This is a genomic window from Candidatus Flexifilum breve (assembly GCF_016713355.1).
Window position 1 is genome coordinate 116,187 of record NZ_JADJPI010000037.1, and the last position, 20,686, is coordinate 136,872.

The window sequence follows — 20,686 nt, forward strand, 5'->3', positions numbered from 1 at the left end:
TAAATGATGTTTCACATTCCCTCCCTTGAGGAACTGAACCTGATCGGGGCGCTCCCGGCGATTGCGCTGGCGACATGGGCGGTCATTCTGCTCGTGGTCGATCTGTTCATTCCGAAGGATCGCAAACAGACTACCGCGTGGTTGGCGTTGGGCGGCATCCTGTTCGCCTTCGCCGCCAACCTGCTCGTCTTCAACAACAATGGCGACGCCTTCAGCGGGTTGTACCGGGCGGATGCCTTTACGGGGATGCTGAACATCGTCATCCTTGGAGCGGCGGCGCTGGGTGTCCTGCTGAGCATGGACTACCTTAAGCGCGCGGGCATTGAACGCGGCGAATACTACGCGTTGATGCTGCTCTCCGTCGTCGGCATGATGGTGATGGGTGCGGCGAACGACCTGATCGTCGTGTTTGTCGCGCTCGAACTCCTGAGCATTCCGCTGTACGTACTCACGGCCTTCCGCGCTCCGGAACTCAAATCCGAAGAAGGCGGCATGAAGTACTTCATCCTCGGCGCGTTTTCGAGCGCGTTCTTCGTCTACGGGGCGGCGCTGATCTACGGCGCGACCGGGACGACGCAGCTCGACGGTGTGTTCGCGTCGATCAGCGCGGCGCTGGCGGGCGAAGGGCAGGCGCTTGCGCTGCTGCTCCTCGGTTCCGGCCTGATCCTCGTCGGCCTCGGCTTCAAGGTGGCGGTCGTCCCGTTCCACCAGTGGACGCCCGATGTCTACGAAGGCGCGCCGACCCCGCTGACCGCGTTCATGAGCGTGGGGTCGAAGGTGGCCGGTTTCGCGGCGCTCCTGCGTATCATGGTCGTGGGTTTGCCCACGCTCGTGGTCAATGTGGGTGATGTAGCGGCGGCGTGGCAGACCACGGTGTGGCTGATCGCCGCGGCGACTCTCATCCTCGGCAACTTCGTCGCGCTCGCACAGACCAACATCAAGCGTATGCTCGCCTATTCGAGCATCGCGCACGCTGGTTACATTCTCATGGCGGTGGCGGCGGCGGGCACGCCCGAAGTCGCGAACATGGCCGTGCAGTCGGCGCTGATTTACCTGCTGGCGTATATGTTCACCAACATCGGCGCGTTTGCGGTGGCGTTGGGCATTGAAAAAGATGACGGCACGGGCACCGACCTGAAGGACTTTGTCGGTCTGTCGCGCAGTCGTCCGCTGCTGGCGCTGATGATGGCAGTGTTCATGCTCAGCCTGACGGGTATCCCGCTCACGGGTGGTTTCATCGGCAAGTTCTTCGTCTTCCGCGCGACGCTGGAAGCAGGGCTTGTGCCGCTGGCGATCATCGGTGTGCTGACCAGCGTGGTGAGCGCGTTCTACTACATCCGTATCGTGGTCAACATGTACCTGACCGATGGTTCGGGCGACCCGGCAGCGGGCGCGACTTCCCGCGTTAACTGGGCGACCTATATCGCCTTTGCGGGCACGCTGCTGATCGGCGTGCTGCCGGTCCTCGTGACGGCGCTCAGCGACCGCGTGGTGCTGTCGGCGCTCATTCCGTAAACCTGTTTTCTCTGTAAGTACGAATCCCTTGTCCGAGCTGATTGGACAGGGGATTTTTGTTTTCTATGTACTTAGCAACACTTTTGCGGAATTCGAATAATAAATATTGAAATGTGTGCTATAATACCGCTACAGCAATCCTACCACCAGCCCATCGCACACTACCCAGCTCGGAAAGCCATATAGATGCTCGAACGTGGTCGCCAAATTGGGAGCTTTACGATCGATCAACGGATTGCGCGTGGCAGCACAGGCGAGATCTACCGCGCGTTTCAAGGATCGATGAAGCGTGAGGTAGCGCTCAAGATTGTGCCCGTCGATGAGCGCATGCCCGACCGTAAAGACGCCTATTATCGCTTTGAGCGCGAAGCTGAGGTGATCGCCCGGTTGGAGCATCCGCACATCGTCCCGCTGCACGCGTACGGCGTCTGGCAGGATGATTTTGCCTATCTTGCGCTGCGCTATATGCGCGGCGGCCCCTTAGGGGAGTACCTCAAACGGAATGGCGCGCTCCCGCCAGATGTCGCGATCAAGATGTTCGGGCAGATCGCGCTGGCGCTGGATTACGCTCATCGGCGCGGCGTCGTGCACCGTGACATCAAACCGGGCAACATTCTGCTCGATGAACTGGGCAACGCTTACCTGACCGATTTTGGGTTGGCGAAGCTGATGGAAATGTCCCTCGGTTGGACAGAGTCGGGGACGCTCGTGGGCACGCCGCTCTACGCCTCTCCGGAGCAAATCCGCGATAGTGATGCGCTCAACTATCGTTCCGACCTGTATTCGTTCGGCGTGGTTGTGTACCACGGTTTGGTCGGACGACCGCCGTTTCAGGTAGACGCAGACGGCGTCATGGCCCTGATTCGGCGGCAGGTGAGCGAAGCGCCGCCGCGCCCGAGCAGCATCAACCCGGCTCTGAATCGGGAAGTCGATCTCATTCTCATGAAGGCGCTGGAGAAAGCGCCCGAGGATCGTTACAGCAGCGCCGTCGCTCTTATTCAGGATCTGGCAGAAGCGCTCAACGTCCCGGTGCCGAACACGTTTCTGACGCCGGTACTGGCGCCCGTGGAGCTCGACCCGCCGCCTGGTGCCCACGCCGCGACTGCGCCTCTCCCGTCGATCCAGCATCGTGTTCACCTGCCTACTGCTCATCGTCGTGGTCGCGGGGGTGCTGGTCATGCAGTCGCGGGCGGCTGAGACAACCGACGCCCAGTACGAGCTGTTGTCCGGGGTCGTGGGAACGGTCGAGGACAGCATGCCGAGCAATGCGGAAGCTGCCTTAGCCCGCCAACGCTTGGGCGACCACGGGTTCATCGGATATATCCCGTGCACACTGGAAACCGAATTGACCACCTTTCTGGCGCGGGCGATGGGGGATGTGGCCCGTGAGTACGGGGTGGAGTATCAGGTTTTCGACGCCCACATGGACAGCTACTTGCAGTCCACACTGATCGAAGATGCGCGGCGGCAAGGCGCGCAGGCGCTCATCGTGTGCCAGATCGACGCCCGGGCGTTGGCCCCAACGCTGCAATCGGCGGCGGCGGGCGGGGTCATTCTGGCGTTTAATGCGCCGCCCCAAGTTGACGAGGGCGCGGTGATCGCCGTGGATAGTTCAGAGATGGGACGTAAGTTAGGCGTCGAAGCCGGGGAATACATCCACGCTATGATGGGCGGGCGGGCGCGCGTGCTCGTGATCAACCTGCCTAGTTCACCATCCTCCTCCATGATGGCCGCGGCGATGGAAGCGGCGCTTCTGCAAGTCGCGCCGGAAGCCGAGATCATCGCTCGGCATGCTGGCATCACCCGGGAAGATGGGCGCGCGATCGCGCTGCACATGCATGAAAATGACATTGCCTATGATGTCGTGCTGGCCGTGACGGATGCTGCCGCGTTCGGCGTGATTTCGCTGTTGGAAGAGCAAGGTGTTGCCGAAGAGGCGGTCGCGATCTTCAGCGTGAACGGCGAATCGCTGGCGCGGCAGTACGTGCGACAAGGACACTATCTACGAGCGACCATTGTCTTTGACCGGGAAACCTTAGCCCGCGCGACGATGGAAGCCGTCATCAAAATGCTCGGCGGCGGGACGCTGCCACGAACGATTCTGGTTACTGAGAGCGAAGTTATCACTGCCGACAGCCAGTCGACTATGCCGTGAAACGCGGCAACGAGGATCGGATCAGTTTCGACGAAGGGTGATCCGACCTATAACGCCAAACCAGAAGCGCAAAGGGGCAGTGATGGACGGTATTCGCTTTGCCGATTTTGAGATCGGGGAAAAAATCGGTCAGGGGGGCTTTGCCGAGGTCTACCGCGCCTGTCAGCACCCCTATATGCGCGATGTGGTGCTCAAGGTGCTCCGTCTGGATCTAGATCGCGATGACCGGGCGATTGCGCGCTTTGAGCGGGAAGCCAAAGTGATCGCGCGGCTGGAACACCCGCACATCGTTCCGCTTTACCATTATGATGTGACCGATGACGGGCGCGCCTATCTGGTACTGCGCTATATGCGCGGCGGCACCCTCGGCGATTTGCTCAAGAGCGGTCCGCTGACGAATCTCCAGTTTGAACGCATCTTCAAGCAGGTAGCCTCTGCGCTCGATTACGCGCATAGTCAGGGTGTTATTCACCGGGACATCAAGCCGAGCAATATCCTGCTGGACGAAGACGGCAACGCTTACCTCGCGGACTTCGGTTTAGCCCGCCTGATAGAAGTGTCGATCGATCATTCGCTGCAAGCGCCGATCATCGGCACGCCGCTCTATGCGTCCCCGGAGCAACTCCAAGATTTCAAGCTGGATCACCGCACGGATTTGTATTCGCTCGGCGTGGTGCTCTACCACGCGCTGACTGGTCGACCGCCGTTCTTGCCCAGCGAAAACGGCATGCTCGCGCTCATCTACCATCACCTGCATGACCTGCCGCCGCCGCCGTGCAGTATCAATCCGCATCTGCCAGAATCGATGAACCCGGTGTTTGGGCAGGCACTCGCCAAGTCGCCCGACGACCGGCAGGCTAACGCGCGCCAACTGGTCAGCGATGTGCTGGGCGCGCTCGGTTTGCAGCGGCTGACCCAGGAGCTGCACCGCGCGCGTCAGCGCCGCCGCCGTCCGGTAGCGCTGCTGCTGGCGGTTGTGACGGGCATCGTGGGCGCGCTGCTGGCCTTTATGCTGGTGGCCAACCAACCGGTGCAGCCCGCCGTCGCCGCCCTGCGTGCAACGCCCGGCCTGCTCATGGGAGAGGTCGGCGACAGCCGCGCCGCGCAGCCGACCAGCGGTGAGATCGCGCAGGCGCAGGCGCGCTCCGGTTTCATCGCTTATCTGGCGTGTGCGAGTGACAGCGGCGGCTACCTTGAAGTGATCAATACCGAAATGCTCGCGCGCGCTCGTGAGTATGGACTGCCGATCCGCCTCTACAACAGCGACCGTGACCCGATTCTCTATAACGCGCAGGTCGAAGCAGCGTGGAGTGAAGGCGCGCAGGCGTTCATCGTGTGCCACTTGAGCAGCGCGACCCAAGCGCAGGCAACCTTGGAAGAAGCGTTTCAGGCGGGCATTCCGGTTGTTTACCTGAGTTCGTCCACCTTCGAACACAGCGTGCAGATCGAGCCGGTCTCCGTCGACACGGGGCAGGCTCTCGGCGAAATTGGCGCGGAGATTGCCAACCAGGAATTTGCCGGACGGGCGCGCGTCGCGCTGCTGTACTATGGTTCGACGCCGACCGCACTCGCGATTCGTGCGGCGATGCAAGCGGCACTACTCGAGGCTGCGCCGAATGTGGAAATCGTGGCAGATTATTCGATAGTATGGGAAAATGAGCTTCCCGCCATTGTCGAAGCCCTCCAGACGGTCGAGTTTGATCTCGTGCTGGTGCTCAATCAACGGCTCGCCGCGCCGCTTGCGGATCAGTTAGCTGCCGCTGGTTATGCCCCCGACGAGACAGCGATTGTCGGTTTGATCGCGGATGAGCGCACTCGCGGCTACCTCGACGATGACTTCTTCGTGCATGGCGGCGCGCAGATTGATATCCCGATGATCGGTCAGGCCGCCGTCGATGCGGTCGTCAAGCTGATGGGCGGCGGCGTCGTTCCGCAAACGATTCGCCTGCCCGCGCTGCGACTGCCGGAAAGCGACCTCGACTGAGCATCGGTCAACTTCTCAGGACAACCGATGATCTACATCCTCCTTGCGGCGACCGGATACTCGTGCTTGCCGATCTTCACAAAGACGCTGCTCGCCAGTGGTCTTGACCCGATTGATCTCGCGGCGTGGCGCTATGTGGTCGCCGTGCCGCTGTTCTGGCTGATTGCGCTCCGTCGTCCGGTCGCGCCGCTGGAAGGGCGCGTGCCTCGCCTCCCCGTGATGGTGCTGGGCAGCCTGCTCGCACTGGCCGCGATTGCCGCTTTCTTCGGTCTGCAGCGCACCCCCGCCGGGACGTACGTCGTGATTTTCTATACGTACCCGACGATGGTCGCGCTCATTTCGTTGTTTCGCGGAGAGCGGCTGTCGAGTACGGGGTATGTCGCGCTGGCGCTCACGGTCCTCGGCATTGTGCTCAGCACGCCGGGCTTCGAGACCGGATTCACGGCAGATGCGCTGCCGGGGCTGATCACGGCGCTCATCAACGCGCTGATCGTCGCCGTGTATTTCCTGTGGAGTAATCGCTTGCTGCGCGGACTGCCTCCGCTGCGCGCGGGCGCGTGGACGGTGACGGGCACGCTCATCACCCTGCTAATCCTCGCGCCGCTCGGCGGAATCACTGTGCCATCGTCGGTCGATGCGTGGGTCAACCTCGTGCTGCTGGCGGTGATCAGCACGGTGCTGCCCGTGTTCTCGCTCAACATCGGCATCCAAAAGCTCGGCGCGACCAAAGCGTCGATTGTCAGCTCGTTTGAGCCGATTCTGACCAGCGTGCTCGCGCTCATCTTCCTGAACGAGAGCATGCAGCCGATCCAGTGGCTGGGCGCGGTGTCGATTGTGGCCAGCGTGGTCATTTTGCAGCTCCGTCCGCAGCCCGCGACCAAGGCCGTCCCCGAACCGCTGTAGAGATTATTGCGGAATCGGCCTTGCCTCACCCCTGAATCTAATGCTCTATCCGGAAAGCTTATTCGTAGGGGCGCACGGCCGTGCGCCCCTACAACTCCATATTCGACTGTTTATCGCATGCGCCCTAAACGTCGAGAGGGGACTTGAGCACCGTGCCTGCCTTCCCTCACTTCGCTCTCTTACGAAGTTTATACAAACTGTTTACGCCATTCCGATCCAGCTCATTTATCTTGGAAGCATGATGAAATTGCAGGTTCGAGTTGGAGGGAATCTAAAATGGCAAACACAATGACTCGTTGGAACCCGTTCCGTGAACTGGCGGCGATGCAGAGCGCGATGGATCGCCTGTTTGACGACTGGCGTCCGTATGCTGAAGAAGGCCGTGTCGTCGGCAACCTGCTGGCGATTGACGCGCACGAGACCGAAAAGAACTACGTCATCACCACGGAACTCCCCGGCGTGAAGTCGGAGAACATCAACATTCGGCAGGAAGGTGACTATCTGCTGATCGATGCGGAAATTCCGGAAACCACGACTGAACGCGAAGGCCAGCGCGCGCTGATCAAGGAACGCCGCTACGGGCGCTTCACACGCCGCCTGCGTCTGCCGCAGAACATCGACTTCAGCAAGGCGGAGGCCAACTATGAAGACGGCGTGCTGACGCTGACGCTGCCGAAGGCCGAACAGGCGCAGCCGAAGGTCATTCAAGTCAAGACCCGCGTGCCGAACGGCAACCTCAACTAAGCTGCATCAGAGCGGCGATCCCCACGGGGATCGCCGCTTTTTTGTTGGCTATACGGAAATCTATTCCAATGCCGCGAGGTGATGGAAGCTGTCTTTCAGGCTTGGGTAGAGCGCCTGATATTCCTGATACAACTGATTATAGTAGGCGTGTCGCGCAGCATCCGGTTCCGTGATTGCGCCGTAGCGCGCCGTCGAGGCGGCGTCCTGCGCGTCGGTGTATACGCCCGCAGCAATACCCCCAAGGAGCGCCGCGCCGATCCCGGTCAATTCGGTGAGCAGACTGCGCTGGAGCGGCACGCCGAACACATCCGCGAGGATGTGCCGCCACACGTCGCTGTCCGCGCCGCCGCCCGCCGCGATCACCCGTTCGGCCTGTCCGCCGAGGCCCAAGCTGATGTCGAGCGCTTCGCGCATGGCAAAGGCCACGCCTTCCATGATCGCCCGCGCCATATGCCCGCGCCCGTGATAGTGCGTCAGGCCGATGAAGCCGCCGCGCGCGTAAGCATCCATGTGCGGTGTGCGTTCGCCGGAGAGATAGGGTAGAAAGAGCAGCCCATTCGAACCGGGGTTGACGCGCTCCGCCGCCGTGCTCAGGGCGGGATAGTCGGTGACGAGCAAGTCACGCAGCCAGCGCAATGACAGCCCCGCCGAGAGAATCGCGCCGAGCACATACCACATCTCTGGCACAGCATGATTGAAGACGTGCAGCCGCGGATCGGTGCGCAGTTTGCCGTCACTGTTCGGCACAATGGGCGTGAACACCTGCCCGCCGCTGCCGATAGTGACCGACGCCTGTCCCGGGGCGATCAAACCGTTAGCCAGCCCCTGCGCCGGCTGATCGGCACAGCCCGTGGCGACGGGAATGCCCGCTTTGAGGCCGAGCGTCGCCGCCGCTTCGGCGGTCAGGCGTCCGGCGCGCGCCGACGACTCCAGTGCAGGTGGGAAGATCGCACTCGGCAGACCGAGCTCGTCGATGATGCGCGCCGACCACGTGCGCCCTAACACGTCGAACAGTCCGGTCGCCGCTGCGTCACTGATGTCGGTCGCGATTTCGCCCGTCAGCTTGAGGCGTACATAGTCTTTGGGCAGCACGACGGCCCGCGCGGCCGCCAGCGGTTCCGGGTCGTGCTTCTGCATCCAGGAGAACGTCGAAATCATGAACCCGGCGGCGGGCAGTGTCCCGGCGATCTGGGCGAGGTTGTCCGCGCCAAAGCGCTCGATGAGTCCGGCGGTCTCGGCGGCGCTGCGCTGATCCGCCCAGATGATCGCATTGCCGATGGGCGCGGCCTGCGCGTCCAGCAGCGTCACGCCGTGCATTTGCCCGCACAAACCAATCGCTCGCACAGCTTCCGGTTTAGCGTTGGCGCTGCTCAGCGCTTTGCGTACAGCGTAGACCGCGCCGTTCCACCAGTCCTCCGGGTTTTGTTCCGCGCGGTCGGGCGCGGGATGATGAATGGGGTATTCGTGCGCGGCGGTTGCCAGTAAGCGCGCGCCTTCCGGGTCAAAGAGCACCGCTTTGACGCTCGAAGTCCCCACGTCGATGCCTAATAACATGCCTGACTCCTAAGTCAATGTTGAACCGCAAAGTCCACGACGTGCCGTGGTGAAGCCGTAATTTTATCCGCCGACCGTCGCCGCCGTGATCAGCACCACGGGCGACTCGATGTAGGGCGCGACTGGGCGACCCTCGATCACCTTGATCAGCGCTTCGACGGCCAGATAGGCCATTTCATCCGGATACTGCGCGACCGTACCCGCCAGTCGACCTGCGCGCACCGCGTCCACTGCTTCGGGGATCGCATCAACGCTCACAACCAGCACCTGATCCGCCAAACCCGCCGCTTCGACCGCTGCCAAAGCGCCCAAACCCATCTCGTCGTTGGCGGCGAAGATGGCGCGTAAGTTGGGTTGATTTTGCAGCAGGGTGGTGGCGACTTCGGTGGCGCGCGCCCGATCCCAGTCGGCGGGCTGGTTGGCCACGACGATCAAGCCGCCGCGCATCACGCCTTCGATGAAGCCGCGCACCCGATCCGCGCTGCTGGTCGTGTCCGCCGCGCCGCCGATCACGGCGACTTCCGCCTCAAGTTCGACACGACTGACGATCAAGTCGGCGGCCAGCGCGCCTGCTCGCACGTTGTTCGAGGCGATTTGCGCCTCCAGCGTAATGCCCATCAGGGCGTCCGCGGGGATTAGCTCGTCGACGTTGACGAGCGGCATGTTCGCCTGACTGAGCGTGACGAGCGCGTGGTTGATGCTGGTCGCGCGGACGGGTGTTACCGCGAAGCCGTCGAAGCCGCCTTCGTTGATCCATGTTTCGAGGATGCCCAACTGATCGGCGGCATTTTCGGTCGGCGTGCTGCCGATGACCACGTCGATCCCATAATCGGCGGCGGCGCGGCGATAACCGTCTGCCATGGTCAGGAAAAAGGGATTGCTCTCGTTCTTGATGAGTGCGCCGATGCGCAGATCACCGAGCGTGGGGTCACCGAGATGACTTCCAGCCGTGTCGACGTTCTGCGCGCTGATCATCACGACCGGCGCTTCGATCTGCGGCGCAACTGGGCGACCTGCCAGCAGTTTGAGCGCCGCCTCGACCGCGAGGATCGCCATCTCATCAGGGTATTGGGCGACCGTGCCGGCCAAGCGCCCGGCCCGCACGGCGTCAAGCGCTTCGGGGATGGCATCGACGCTGGCGACCAGCACTTGATCAGCCAGACCCGCCGCATCAATCGCTTCCAGCGCGCCCAACGCCATGACATCATTGGCGGCAAAGATGGCGCGTACATCCGGGAAACTCTGCAGGATGTTCGCCGCGACATCGTAGGCCTGCGCGCGATCCCAGTTGGCGGGTTGGCTGGCGACGACACTCAGACGACCGAACAGCGCGCCCTCGGTGAAACCGCGCACCCGGTCGCTGCTGCTGGTCGTGCCCGGCGCGCCTTCGATCACGGCGACCGGATCGCCGGGCGCGAGATAGTCAAGGAACAGGTCGGCGGCGAGCGCGCCCGCCCGCACATTGTTGGAGGCGACCTGCGCGGCGAGCGTGATGCCGTCGAGCGCATCTGCCGGAATCAACTCGTCGACGTTGATGATGGGGATGCCGCGGTCGGTGGCCTGCTGAAGCGCGCTGTTGAGGCTGGTCGCACGGAAGGGCGTCACGATCAGCGCATCAAAGCCGCCTTCGTTCAGCCAGGTTTCGAGCTGGGCGAGCTGATCGTCCGCCGAGTCTTCGGTCGGCGTGCTGCCGATGACGATCTCGACGCCGTAGCGGGCAGCGGCAAAGCGATAGCCTTCCGCCATGGTCAGAAAGAATGGATTGGACTCGTTCTTGATGAGCGCGCCGATGCGCAGGGTCGGTGTTTGGGCAGTGAGGGGCGCAGCACAGAGGCAAAACAGAAAGCACAGAATCAGACTGAACTGGTGTTGTTTCATGTTTGCGTGACGCCTTACCTCAAATGTTATTTCGTCGAATTATCCGCACCCCGCCGCAAACGGCAAATTCAGCCGGGACGGGGTGGCCGCAGTGCGGTGGAACCGATCCTAACGCGCTCGCGCCGTAGAGTTGCGCACGATCAACTGGGTGGGGAGGGTGACCGTCTGCTCGACCGGTTCGTCGCTGTGCAGGTGTGCCAGCAGGAGCTGCGCGGCGGTCGCGCCCATCTCATAGATCGGTTGGGCGACGGTGGTCAGCCCGGGGATGCTGTGCGCCGCCAACGGAATATCGTCAAAGCCGACGACCGAGAGATCGCCGGGGAGGGCGAGTTTGCATTCGGCGGCGGCATGCAGCACGCCGACGGCGGTCACGTCGGTGAGCGCGAAGATCGCCGTCGGGCGGTCGGGCGCGCTGAGGAGCTGCTTGCCCACCTGATACCCGTTGTCGAACTCTTTGAACTCGCTCATGATGAAATTTGCGTCGGAGTAGGGGAGGCCGAACTCCTGATAGCCGAGTTGGATGCCGCGAATGCGTTCATCAATCGCCTTGCTGTGACCGGGGCCACCGATGATCGCGATGCGGCGGTGCCCGAGTTCGAGCAGATGCCGGATCGCTTGCCTGCCGCCGTCGACGTTGTCGCACAGCACGCGGTTGACGGGGACGCCGGGAATGTCCCGGTCGACCAGCACGGCGGGCACCAGCCCATTGATCAGGCGGTTCATGTTGTCCGTGCTGCTGCCAATCGGCACGATGATTACGCCGTCAACGCGCTGCCGCAGCAGCATATCGACGTAGGCCGCCTCTTTGTCGCTCTCTTCCTCCGAGCTGCAAATCAGAGTTTTGTAATCGTTGGCAAATAGGGTTTTTTCGATGGCGAAGGCCAGCGTGCTGAAAAAAGGTTGGTTCAATTGGGGGAGCATGACGCCGATGGTGAGCGTTTCCTGCCGCCGGAGTGAGCGGGCGAGCGCGCTCGGTTTGTAGTTGAGCGCGTTCATCGCTTTTTCGACCCGTTCGCGCAAATCCGCGCTGACGTAGCCGGTGTTATTGACCACCCGCGATACGGTGGCAACAGAGACCTTTGCGTGATCCGCTACCTGTTTGATGGTTGCCATGGTCGGTTTGCCTCGTAAATAAAAGCATCAATATCTTGAAGCCACAGGGTTGATGAGGAGGCGACGGTGCTGCTATGGTTCGAACTAAAGCAATATTCCCGCCGTGGTCAGCCCCAGCGGACAGTAATCGTTTTCAATAAATTTAAACGGCTTTCCCTGAAATGTCAAAACGTCTAGCCGATGCGCACGCCGGTCTCCGCATCGAAGAAGTGCAGCGCGTCAGCCTCAAACCGCGCGCGGATCACATCGCCCGGCTTGAGGGTCGCCGTGAGCGGGGCGTGCATGCGCCACACATCGCCGCCGTTGCGCACTTCCAGCAGCAGATGCTTTTCGGCGAAATAGGGCGTCACGCTCTCGACGCGTCCCGGAAAGTCGGCGTCGTCGGTGCTGAGCTGGAGGGCTTCGGGACGCAGTCCGACGATCACGCGCGTGCCATCGGCTAAATCGCCGCGCACAGGGTAGCCGCCGAAGAGTTCGCCCTGCCAGACGTGGCCATGCACCACGCCTTCAAACAGGTTGATGGTGGGCACGCCCATAAACGTCGCCACAAACAGGTTGATCGGGTTGTCGTACAAATAGTGGTAGGTGCCGACCTGCTCAATTTGCCCCGCCCGCATAATCGCGATCTTAGTCGACAGCGTGATCGCTTCCTGCTGGTCGTGCGTCACATAGATCGAGGTGACGGGGAATTCCTGCAGCAACCGCTTGAGTTCGACGCGGGCTTGCGCGCGCAGTTTGGCGTCAAGGCTGGAGAACGGTTCGTCGAACAGGAACACGCGCGGATCGCGGGTCAATGCGCGGGCGATGGCGACGCGCTGCCGCTCACCGCCGGACAGTTGACGCGGCATGCGTTCCATCAATTTTTCGAGGCCGACCCCGGTGATCTGCGAGATGCGCTGCACGCGCGCAGGCACTTCGTGTTCGCGTTTGCGCAGCCACATGAAGAAACCGACCGACTTTTCGGCTTCCCAGTGGGGCATGAGCGCGCCTTCTTGAAACACCATGCCGATCCCGCGCTGAAACGGCTCGATCTCGCGCAGATCGACGTTGTCGTACAGCACCGCGCCGTGATCCGGCTTTTCCAGCCCGGCGACGAGCCGCAGCAGCGTCGACTTGCCACAGCCGGACGGGCCGAGGATGGCGAGCACATCACCGCTGCCAATTTTGAGCGACACATCATCCACGGCGACGACCGGGCGCGCCGCTCCTTCCACGTCCTGCGTAAAGGTCTTGCTGACATGCTGTAAGGTGATGACGGTCATAAGCTAGCCTCGGTTGGTTGGTACTACGTCGCTATTCTACCGCAGCATGACAACCGTCGGCGCGAATCTCATACGTTTGTATACTCGGGTAGATTTATAATGTGCTTAATAATGATAATGTGGTTCTTGGGTGGAACTGACATATGGTCTTGCAGATGCTCCTGAAAACCGAGTGGGCGACGGTCCAGTACGAGACGGAGGCGCGCTACATCTATCATACGATCTTGCAGGATCTGCCCCCGGCGGAACTGCGCACGATCCTCGAAACCGGGCTGGAGAGCCTGCAGGCGAACGGGGCGCACAAATGGCTGTCCGACGACCGTAAATATGTCAATGTGACCCCGGAAGCGGTTGAATTCACGCTGACCAGTTGGGGGCCGCGCGCGGCGGCGGCGGGCTGGCAGTATTGGGCGATGGTCGTGCCGGAAAGCGCGATTGGTCGGGCGGGTATGCAGGAAATTGTCGAAATTTTCTACAACCTCGGCGTGCGCGTGGCGATCTTCAGCGACCTTGAAGAAGCGCGCGCGTGGCTGGTGAAACAGTAAGGCGCACTCACCCCTGTTGGGGTCCAGGTTTACCGGGGCAGACTTGGGGGCTGCCCCTTTTTGCTGCGGTTGGTCGGAGGCCCCGCCGATCTAAGTCCATGCGCCGAGAGTCTCTTGCAATCGCCTCGTTTGCCGACTACGATTCTGACGACGATGGAGGGATGATCCACATGGACATGATTGACTTACGCAGCGACACGGTAACTGTGCCCACCCCGGAAATGCGTTTGGCGATGGCGAACGCCGAGGTGGGGGATGATGTGTATGGCGAGGACCCAACGGTCAACCAACTGCAAGCGGACGCCGCCGCCATGTTTGGCAAAGAAGCGGGCTTGTTTGTAGCCAGCGGCACGATGGGCAATTTGACGTCGGTGCTGGCGCACTGTCAGCGCGGCGATGAGATGATTCTCTCCAAAGACGCGCATATCTTCCGCTATGAGGTTGGCGGCGCGGCGATGTATGGCGGCGTGCAGCCGAACACGCTCCCGATTGATCGGGACGGCATGATGGATCTCGACCAGATCCGCCACGCGATTCGCGGCGACAATGTGCATTACCCGATCACGCGGCTGATTTGCCTCGAAAATACGGCGGGCGTCTCCGGCGCGCCGCTCTCGAAAGCATACACCGACAGCGTCGCGGAAATTGCGCGGGAGCACAACCTTAAGCTGCACATTGACGGTGCGCGCATCTTCAACGCAGCGGCAGCGCTCAATCTCGACGTGAAAGACCTCACCGCGGGCGCGGACAGCGTGTCGATCTGCCTGTCGAAAGGGCTGTGCGCGCCCGTCGGTTCGGTGATCGTCGGGTCGAAAGCCTTCATCAAGCGCGCGCATCACATCCGCAAGAGTTTCGGCGGGGGCATGCGGCAGGCGGGCATCATCGCGGCGGCGGGCTTGATCGCGCTGCATGACATGAGCCAGCGCCTGCACGAAGATCACGCGAACGCGCGGGCGCTCGCCGAAGGCTTGGCGGCTCTGCCCGACATCCAGATTGATCTGAGCATGGTGCGCACGAACATGATCTTCTTCCGGGTTAAGCCAAGCGCGCCGATCAGCGCTGAAGCGCTTTCCGCCCGCCTGAAAGACGAGTATGGCATTCTGATCACGCCGTACCCCGGCGATCCCGGTTTGCTGCGCGCGGTGACGCACTACTGGTTCAAGGCGGAACACGTCACGCGCGTGCTGGACGCGGTGCGCACGGTGCTCGCGCCGGCCTATTCGGCGGCGGACTAACCCAGCATGTTTGATATGCCCAAGCGGGATGATCCCGAATTTGAGGATGACGACCTCGTCGTGCAGCCGCTCGCCGTGGATGACGATGAAGTCATTGACGATGAAACCGACGTGTACGAGGCGGATGCCGATGACGAGGATGAAACGCCGCGCTACCGCACGACGAACAACGACCCGACGTTCGGCTATCTGCTCGCGCTGGCGTTGATCATCGGCCTGACGCCGCTCATTCCGCTGCAAGGCGATCTGCGCTATGTGATCGGCTGGGGCGCGATGGCCCTGTTTGGTGTGCTCTCGTGGCTGTTGGGCTCGGGCGAACGGATTGCGCAGGAGAAGATCGAGGATCTCGCGTGGGGCGCGATCTTCGGGCTGATCGTCGCCGCGCCGCTCCTGCTGGTCGGCGGCAGCACCCTGACAACCACCGTCCGCCTGATGTTCCAGACGGGCATTGCCGGAGACGTACGCAACTTGTCAGTGGGCGCGGTCGCGGCCTTCCTGATCTTCGTCATGCCGCTGGCGGAAACGCTGTTCTTTCGCAATCTGCTGCAAGCGCGTCAGCCGTTCGTCGTGACCGGGGCGCTGGCGAGTGTCTGGTCGATTCTGTTGTTTTTTCCCATGCTCGACGTGGGGCGCTACCCGGTGATCGCGATTCTGATCGGCACGGCACTGGTGCTCATGAACATGATCTACAGCTACGTACGCGACCGCAACGGTCTGGCCGCCGCGTGGCTGTGCCAGATCGTCGTTAACGTCGTGCTGCTGCTCGTGCCGTATTTCGGCGTCTGAGAAAAAACTCAACGCAAAGGCGCAAAGACGCGGAGACGCAAAGGGTTAATGGTATAATTCTTTGCGCCTTAGTGCCTTTGCGCCTTTGCGTTGAATCTTGGTTTTTAGCTTGAGGTAGGCTCGTGTCGGAAATTTACTTGATCGTCGGGTTAGGCAATCCCGGTAAGCAATATGAAAATACGCGCCATAACGTTGGCTGGCGCGTGCTGGATCGGTTGGCGGCCAAGCACGGCATCACCTTCGGCAAGACCGAACACAAGGCGCTGACCGGGAGCGGGACGATCCTCGGCAAGAAGGTGCTGCTGGCCAAGCCGCTCACCTACATGAACCTGAGCGGGGACGCGGTGCAGCCGCTGGCGCACTTCTACAAAATCCCGGCGACGCAGCTCCTCGTCATTGCTGACGATCTCGATCTGCCGCTCGGCACGCTGCGCATTCGCAAAATGGGCAGTTCCGGCGGGCAGAACGGTCTGAAGCACATCTTGCAGCGCATGGGCAATCAGGTGATCAACCGGGTGCGCTTCGGCATCGGGCGACCACCCGGCAAGATGCACGCCGCCGACTACGTCCTCGCACCGTTCAAAGGCGATGACGATATCCTCGCGGCAGAAGTTGCGGATCGCGCCGTGCTGGCGGTCGAAGTGTGGCTGACCGACGGGGTTGACATCGCCATGAATCGCTACAATGGCACGGGTGAACCAAAGCCGAAAAAAGAGAAACCCACCGAGCCTGCGCCAGAAACCCCACCAACGACCTGAGCTGCCATGAAACTCGGGCTGCTCTCTGACATTCACGCCGACCTAGCTGGCTTGCACCGCGCGCTGGCGCTGCTGCAAGCCCATGCGGTCGATAAGCTGGTGTGCGCGGGCGACCTGATCGATGGGCGTACGGCGGGTGCGGGCGTCGTGCGCTATTTCAGTGAGCGGCAGATCCCCTGTGTGCAAGGGAATCATGATGAATGGGCGGTTGAGCCGGGCAGCGAACACTACCGCCGCCTGTACGCGCCAGATCGACGGCGGGATGACCTGACCGAAGAGAGCTTCGAGTATCTGGAACGGCTTCCGCAGTCGTTGGCCTTCGAGGTTGAAGATCAGCGTGTGCTCATCGCGCATGGCGCGCCGTGGGGGAACATGAACTACGTGTATCCGGACGGCCCACGTCACATTTTTCAGCGGGTGGCACATGAAGCTGAGGCGGATGTCATGGTGCTCGGCCACACCCATGAACCAATGTTCGCGCAGGGGGCGGGCGTCACCATCGTCAATCCCGGTTCGGTCAATCCGTCGCGGGGGAGCGGCACATGCGCGGTGCTCACGCTGCCCACGTTGGAGTTCACCGTTTATCACCTGCTCACGGCGGAAGTTTACCCCTGTGCGCGCATCCAGTTTTAGCAATCCTCTTTAACTTCTCATTCGTCCCACACGGCGCGGACGCTAGAATGGTCGAAACGAACATGTCAGCGGATAAATCGAATATGCAGCTTTCTGGCTTGCTGGATCTGTTACGGACAGCCCCTGCGTATAAGGCGCTGCTCGCTGATTTGCGTCAAACCGGCAAAACGCCCGCCGTGCTCGGGGCGCTGCGTTCGGCGCGACCGTTCATCGCCGCGGCCTTAGCCCGTGATTGGGGCGCGCCGGTCGTCTACCTGACCGCGCGCATCGACCGCGCCTACAACGTCACCGAGCAGTTCCCGGTGTGGTTGGGCGACGACGCGCCGATCTTTCGCTTTGCCGAACCGGCCTCGCCGTTCTACGAACGCGCGCCGTGGGGTGAATCGGCGCTGCGCAACCGCCTGCAAACGCTCTCTGCGCTGGCGGATGATGCGGTGGTCGAACAGCATCCACTGGTCGTGACGTCAGCGCGCGCGTTGATGCAGCGCACCCTGCCCGTGAACACCTTCCGCCGCGCCTCACTCACGCTCAAAGTCGGCGACCGCTGGGATATCGGCAAACTGCTGGATCGCTGGCAGAAGATCGGCTATGAAGGCACAACGATGGTCATTGAGCCGGGGACGTTCTCACGGCGCGGCGGCATCCTCGACATTTACCCGCTGACGCTCGACCGCCCGGTGCGCGTGGAGTTCTTCGGCGACGAGATCGACAGCCTGCGCTTCTTCGATCCGTCGACCCAGCGTTCGACCGAGAAGATCAAGCAGATCACGATCACACCGAGCCGCGAAGCCCTGCCGGAACACACGCCGCCGCTCGCGACCACGCTCAGCGCGTGGTTTGACGCACTGCCCGACCCCGAAGGCGACGCGACGAGCACCCTCGCCGATCGCGATCCGCTCTCGATGGGGTCGGCCTTCCCCTTCCTCGAAACCTATCTGCCGTACCTGTACGGCAACCCGGTGAGCCTGCTCGACTACGCGCCGGATAACGCGCTCATCCTCGTGGATGATGGCGGTGAACTGCGCGACGTGGTGACGAGCATCGAAGAACAGGCCGTCAAAGACCGCGCCGAGAAGATCAACGCGCAGGTGCTGCCGCCCGACTACCCGCAGCCGTACATCGCGTGGGAGATGCTCGAAACGGCCATCCGCGATCATCATGTGGTCTATCTCGGTCACGCCGAAGACGACGACACGCCGGAATTGTTCGAAGGCATCATCGCGCCGGAGACGCGCTTCGGCGGGCAGTTGAAAGCCATGCTGACGCAGCTCCGCAAGCTGCGCAACGATGGCGACCGCGTCGTCGCCGTGACGATGCAGGCCGCGCGCATGACCGAACTGTGGCAGGAGCAGGAATCGGCGGCGCTGGCCAAGACGACCGCGCTGATCGAGCCGCCGGACAAGCGTACGGTCACGTTTGTCGAAGGGGCTCTGCAGGAAGGCTGGCGCTTGCGCACCGCCGATGGCGACCTACACCTGTTCACTGATGCCGAGGTGTTCGGTTGGAGCCGCCCAGAACCGCGCCGCCGCAAAGTCGTGCGCCGTGCCAAGACGCCGGAACTCGCCTATGCGGACATGCACGAAGGCGATTACGTCGTGCACATCGATTACGGCGTGGGCAAGTTCGTCGGCATGCGCCGCCGCACGCTCGAAGGGGTGGAGCGCGAATACCTGCTGATCGAGTATGGCGGCACGGATACGCTGTTTGTGCCCATCCATCAGGCGGATCGGCTGTCGCGCTATGTTGGGCCGGATGACAAGCCGCCAACGCTCAACAAGCTCGGCCAGCAGGACTGGATTCGCATCAAGAGCAAGGCGAAGAAGGCCGTTGAGGAAGAAGCGCGCGAACTGCTCGGCCTGTACGCCGCGCGGGCCAGCGCCCCCGGTCACCCGTTTAGCCCGGATACGCCGTGGCAGCACGAACTCGAAGCGTCGTTCCCCTACGTGGAGACCGAGGATCAACTCCGCGCCGTGGTCGATGTGAAAAACGACATGGAAAAGCCCCACCCGATGGATCGCCTGATCTGCGGCGACGTTGGCTACGGTAAGACGGAAGTTGCGTTACGCGCCGCGTTCAAGGCGGTCAACGATGGCAAGCAGGTCGCCGTGCTCGTGCCGACGACCATCCTCGCGCAGCAGCACTATGAGACGTTCAGCCAACGATTGGCGGCCTTCCCGATCAAAGTGGAGATGCTCTCGCGCTTCCGTACCAAGCCGGAGCAGGATCGCGCAATCAAGCAGCTCGAAAAGGGCGAGATCGACATTCTCGTCGGCACACACCGCATCATTCAGGATGATGTGCAGCTCAAGAACCTCGGCTTGGTGATCATCGACGAGGAGCAGCGCTTCGGCGTTAAGCACAAGGAACACTTCAAGAAGCTGCGCACGCAAGTCGATATTCTCACGCTGACCGCCACGCCCATCCCGCGCACGCTCTACATGGGGCTGACCGGGGTGCGCGACATCAGCATGATCCAGACGCCGCCCGAAGATCGTCTGCCGGTGATCACGCATGTCGGCGTCTTTGATGACCGCTTGGTGCGGCAGGCGGTGATCCGCGAGATGGAGCGCGGCGGGCAGGTGTTCGTCGTGCACAACCGTATTAACACCATCGATGTGCTGCGCGAACGCCTCGAAAAGATTGTGCCGGAAGCGCGCATCGTGATCGGTCACGGGCAGATGGATGGGCGCATTCTAGAGCGCGTCATGGAAGCGTATGCCAACGGGGAGTACGATATTCTGCTCTCTACAGCGATCATCGAGAGCGGGCTGGACATCCCCAACGCGAACACGCTGATCGTCGACCGCGCTGATCTGTTCGGCTTGGCGCAGTTGTACCAGATCCGCGGGCGGGTGGGTCGCAGCGCGCAGCAGGCGTACGCCTACTTCTTCCATCCGACGGCGAACCGCTTGACGGAAGAGACGCGCGCCCGCCTCGAAACGCTGCGCGAGTACACTGACCTCGGCAGCGGCTACCAGATCGCCATGCGTGACCTTGAACTGCGTGGGGCAGGGGATATCCTCAGCACGCGGCAGACGGGGCATGTCGCCGCCATCGGCTTGAACTTGTACACGCAGATGCTGGCCTCGGCGGTGCGCGAACTCAAGGGCGAAAAAGTAGACGGCGCGAAGACCACGCCAACCGCGCCGATCATCAGCGAGAACAGCATCATCATCGACCTGCCGATGCCTGCCTACTTACCGACCGATTACATCCCTGAGCTGTCGCTGCGCCTGCAGATGTACCGCCGCATCGGCGGGCTGTCGAAGGTCGAAGACGTCGAGTCCATGCGCGGGGAACTGCGCGACCGCTTCGGCGAACTGCCCGCGGCGGTGGAAGGGCTGCTGTTCCAGATCGAGGTCAAGACTCTGGCGCAGGCGGCGAATGCGACCCACGTGCTGAACCGCGACGCGAAGATCGAGATCCGCTTGCCCTATCTGGTCGAGGTCAACCGCGAGCAACTGGCGCGCGAACTGGGTGACGATACAGCAGTCACACGCACCGCGGTCGAGCTGATACTCGATCCCGCACAGGAAGGAACCGCGTGGCGGGATCGGCTGATCGAGGTGTTGAGCTACCTCGCGCAGCACGTCCGCGCGGCGGTTGGGGCGTAAATTTACT

At 62.0% G+C, this 20,686-nt stretch carries 16 protein-coding genes; 12 read left to right on the forward strand and 4 right to left on the reverse strand.

From position 1 onward, the window contains the following. Positions 1-3: 3 nt before the first annotated feature. The 6 genes from IPK17_RS31445 to IPK17_RS31470 all read left to right on the forward strand — a co-directional run bounded on the left by IPK17_RS31445 (position 4) and on the right by IPK17_RS31470 (position 7,301). Positions 4-1,515 carry an NADH-quinone oxidoreductase subunit N gene (locus IPK17_RS31445; RefSeq protein ID WP_343421688.1) on the forward strand — a complete coding sequence of 504 codons (1,512 nt, stop codon included), beginning with the start codon at positions 4-6 and terminating at the stop codon, positions 1,513-1,515. A 186-nt stretch (positions 1,516-1,701) separates the two neighbouring features. Next, entirely contained in the window at positions 1,702-2,712 is a 1,011-nt protein-coding gene (locus tag IPK17_RS31450) for a serine/threonine-protein kinase (protein WP_343421689.1), read from the forward strand. Then, positions 2,645-3,670, forward strand: a complete 1,026-nt coding sequence (locus IPK17_RS31455) for a sugar ABC transporter substrate-binding protein (RefSeq protein ID WP_343421690.1) — start codon at positions 2,645-2,647, stop codon at positions 3,668-3,670. Before IPK17_RS31450 ends, IPK17_RS31455 begins: the two co-directional genes overlap by 68 nt. An 82-nt stretch (positions 3,671-3,752) precedes the next feature. Beyond that, positions 3,753-5,654 (forward strand): protein kinase domain-containing protein, encoded by a 1,902-nt coding sequence (locus IPK17_RS31460; RefSeq protein ID WP_343421691.1) that lies wholly within the window; start codon positions 3,753-3,755, stop codon positions 5,652-5,654. A 27-nt stretch (positions 5,655-5,681) separates the two neighbouring features. Next, positions 5,682-6,557, forward strand: a complete 876-nt coding sequence (locus IPK17_RS31465) for a DMT family transporter (RefSeq protein ID WP_343421692.1) — start codon at positions 5,682-5,684, stop codon at positions 6,555-6,557. 288 nt (positions 6,558-6,845) lie between these two features. Beyond that, entirely contained in the window at positions 6,846-7,301 is a 456-nt protein-coding gene (locus IPK17_RS31470; protein ID WP_343421693.1) for an Hsp20/alpha crystallin family protein, read from the forward strand. A gap of 60 nt (positions 7,302-7,361) precedes the next feature. On the opposite strand, the gene xylB is transcribed toward IPK17_RS31470, so the two are convergent. The 4 genes from xylB to IPK17_RS31490 form a co-directional block, all read right to left on the reverse strand. Beyond that, positions 7,362-8,855 (reverse strand): xylulokinase, encoded by a 1,494-nt coding sequence (gene xylB / locus IPK17_RS31475; RefSeq protein WP_343421694.1) that lies wholly within the window; start codon positions 8,853-8,855, stop codon positions 7,362-7,364. Positions 8,856-8,918: 63 nt separating this feature from the next. Then, positions 8,919-10,733, reverse strand: coding sequence for a substrate-binding domain-containing protein (locus tag IPK17_RS31480; protein ID WP_343421695.1), 1,815 nt, complete (start codon positions 10,731-10,733; stop codon positions 8,919-8,921). A gap of 108 nt (positions 10,734-10,841) precedes the next feature. After that, positions 10,842-11,846: a LacI family DNA-binding transcriptional regulator gene (locus IPK17_RS31485; protein ID WP_343421696.1), complete on the reverse strand. Its 1,005-nt coding sequence runs from the start codon at positions 11,844-11,846 to the stop codon at positions 10,842-10,844. A 173-nt stretch (positions 11,847-12,019) separates the two neighbouring features. Next, positions 12,020-13,108, reverse strand: a complete 1,089-nt coding sequence (locus tag IPK17_RS31490; RefSeq protein ID WP_343421697.1) for an ABC transporter ATP-binding protein — start codon at positions 13,106-13,108, stop codon at positions 12,020-12,022. Between the two features lie 143 nt (positions 13,109-13,251). On the opposite strand from IPK17_RS31490, the gene IPK17_RS31495 reads away from it, so the two are divergent. The 6 genes from IPK17_RS31495 to mfd all read left to right on the forward strand — a co-directional run bounded on the left by IPK17_RS31495 (position 13,252) and on the right by mfd (position 20,679). After that, positions 13,252-13,653 (forward strand): hypothetical protein, encoded by a 402-nt coding sequence (locus IPK17_RS31495; protein WP_343421698.1) that lies wholly within the window; start codon positions 13,252-13,254, stop codon positions 13,651-13,653. Between the two features lie 170 nt (positions 13,654-13,823). Further along, the gene (gene ltaE / locus IPK17_RS31500; protein WP_343421699.1) at positions 13,824-14,888 is read left to right on the forward strand and encodes a low-specificity L-threonine aldolase; all 1,065 of its coding nucleotides are present in this window, start codon (positions 13,824-13,826) and stop codon (positions 14,886-14,888) included. 6 nt (positions 14,889-14,894) lie between these two features. Then, the gene (locus IPK17_RS31505; protein WP_343421700.1) at positions 14,895-15,674 is read left to right on the forward strand and encodes a hypothetical protein; all 780 of its coding nucleotides are present in this window, start codon (positions 14,895-14,897) and stop codon (positions 15,672-15,674) included. A gap of 131 nt (positions 15,675-15,805) precedes the next feature. Next, positions 15,806-16,432 (forward strand): aminoacyl-tRNA hydrolase, encoded by a 627-nt coding sequence (pth, locus tag IPK17_RS31510; protein ID WP_343422581.1) that lies wholly within the window; start codon positions 15,806-15,808, stop codon positions 16,430-16,432. A gap of 6 nt (positions 16,433-16,438) precedes the next feature. After that, positions 16,439-17,065, forward strand: a complete 627-nt coding sequence (locus IPK17_RS31515; RefSeq protein ID WP_343421701.1) for a metallophosphoesterase family protein — start codon at positions 16,439-16,441, stop codon at positions 17,063-17,065. Positions 17,066-17,112: 47 nt separating this feature from the next. Continuing rightward, entirely contained in the window at positions 17,113-20,679 is a 3,567-nt protein-coding gene (gene mfd, locus IPK17_RS31520) for a transcription-repair coupling factor (RefSeq protein WP_343421702.1), read from the forward strand. Positions 20,680-20,686: the final 7 nt, after the last annotated feature.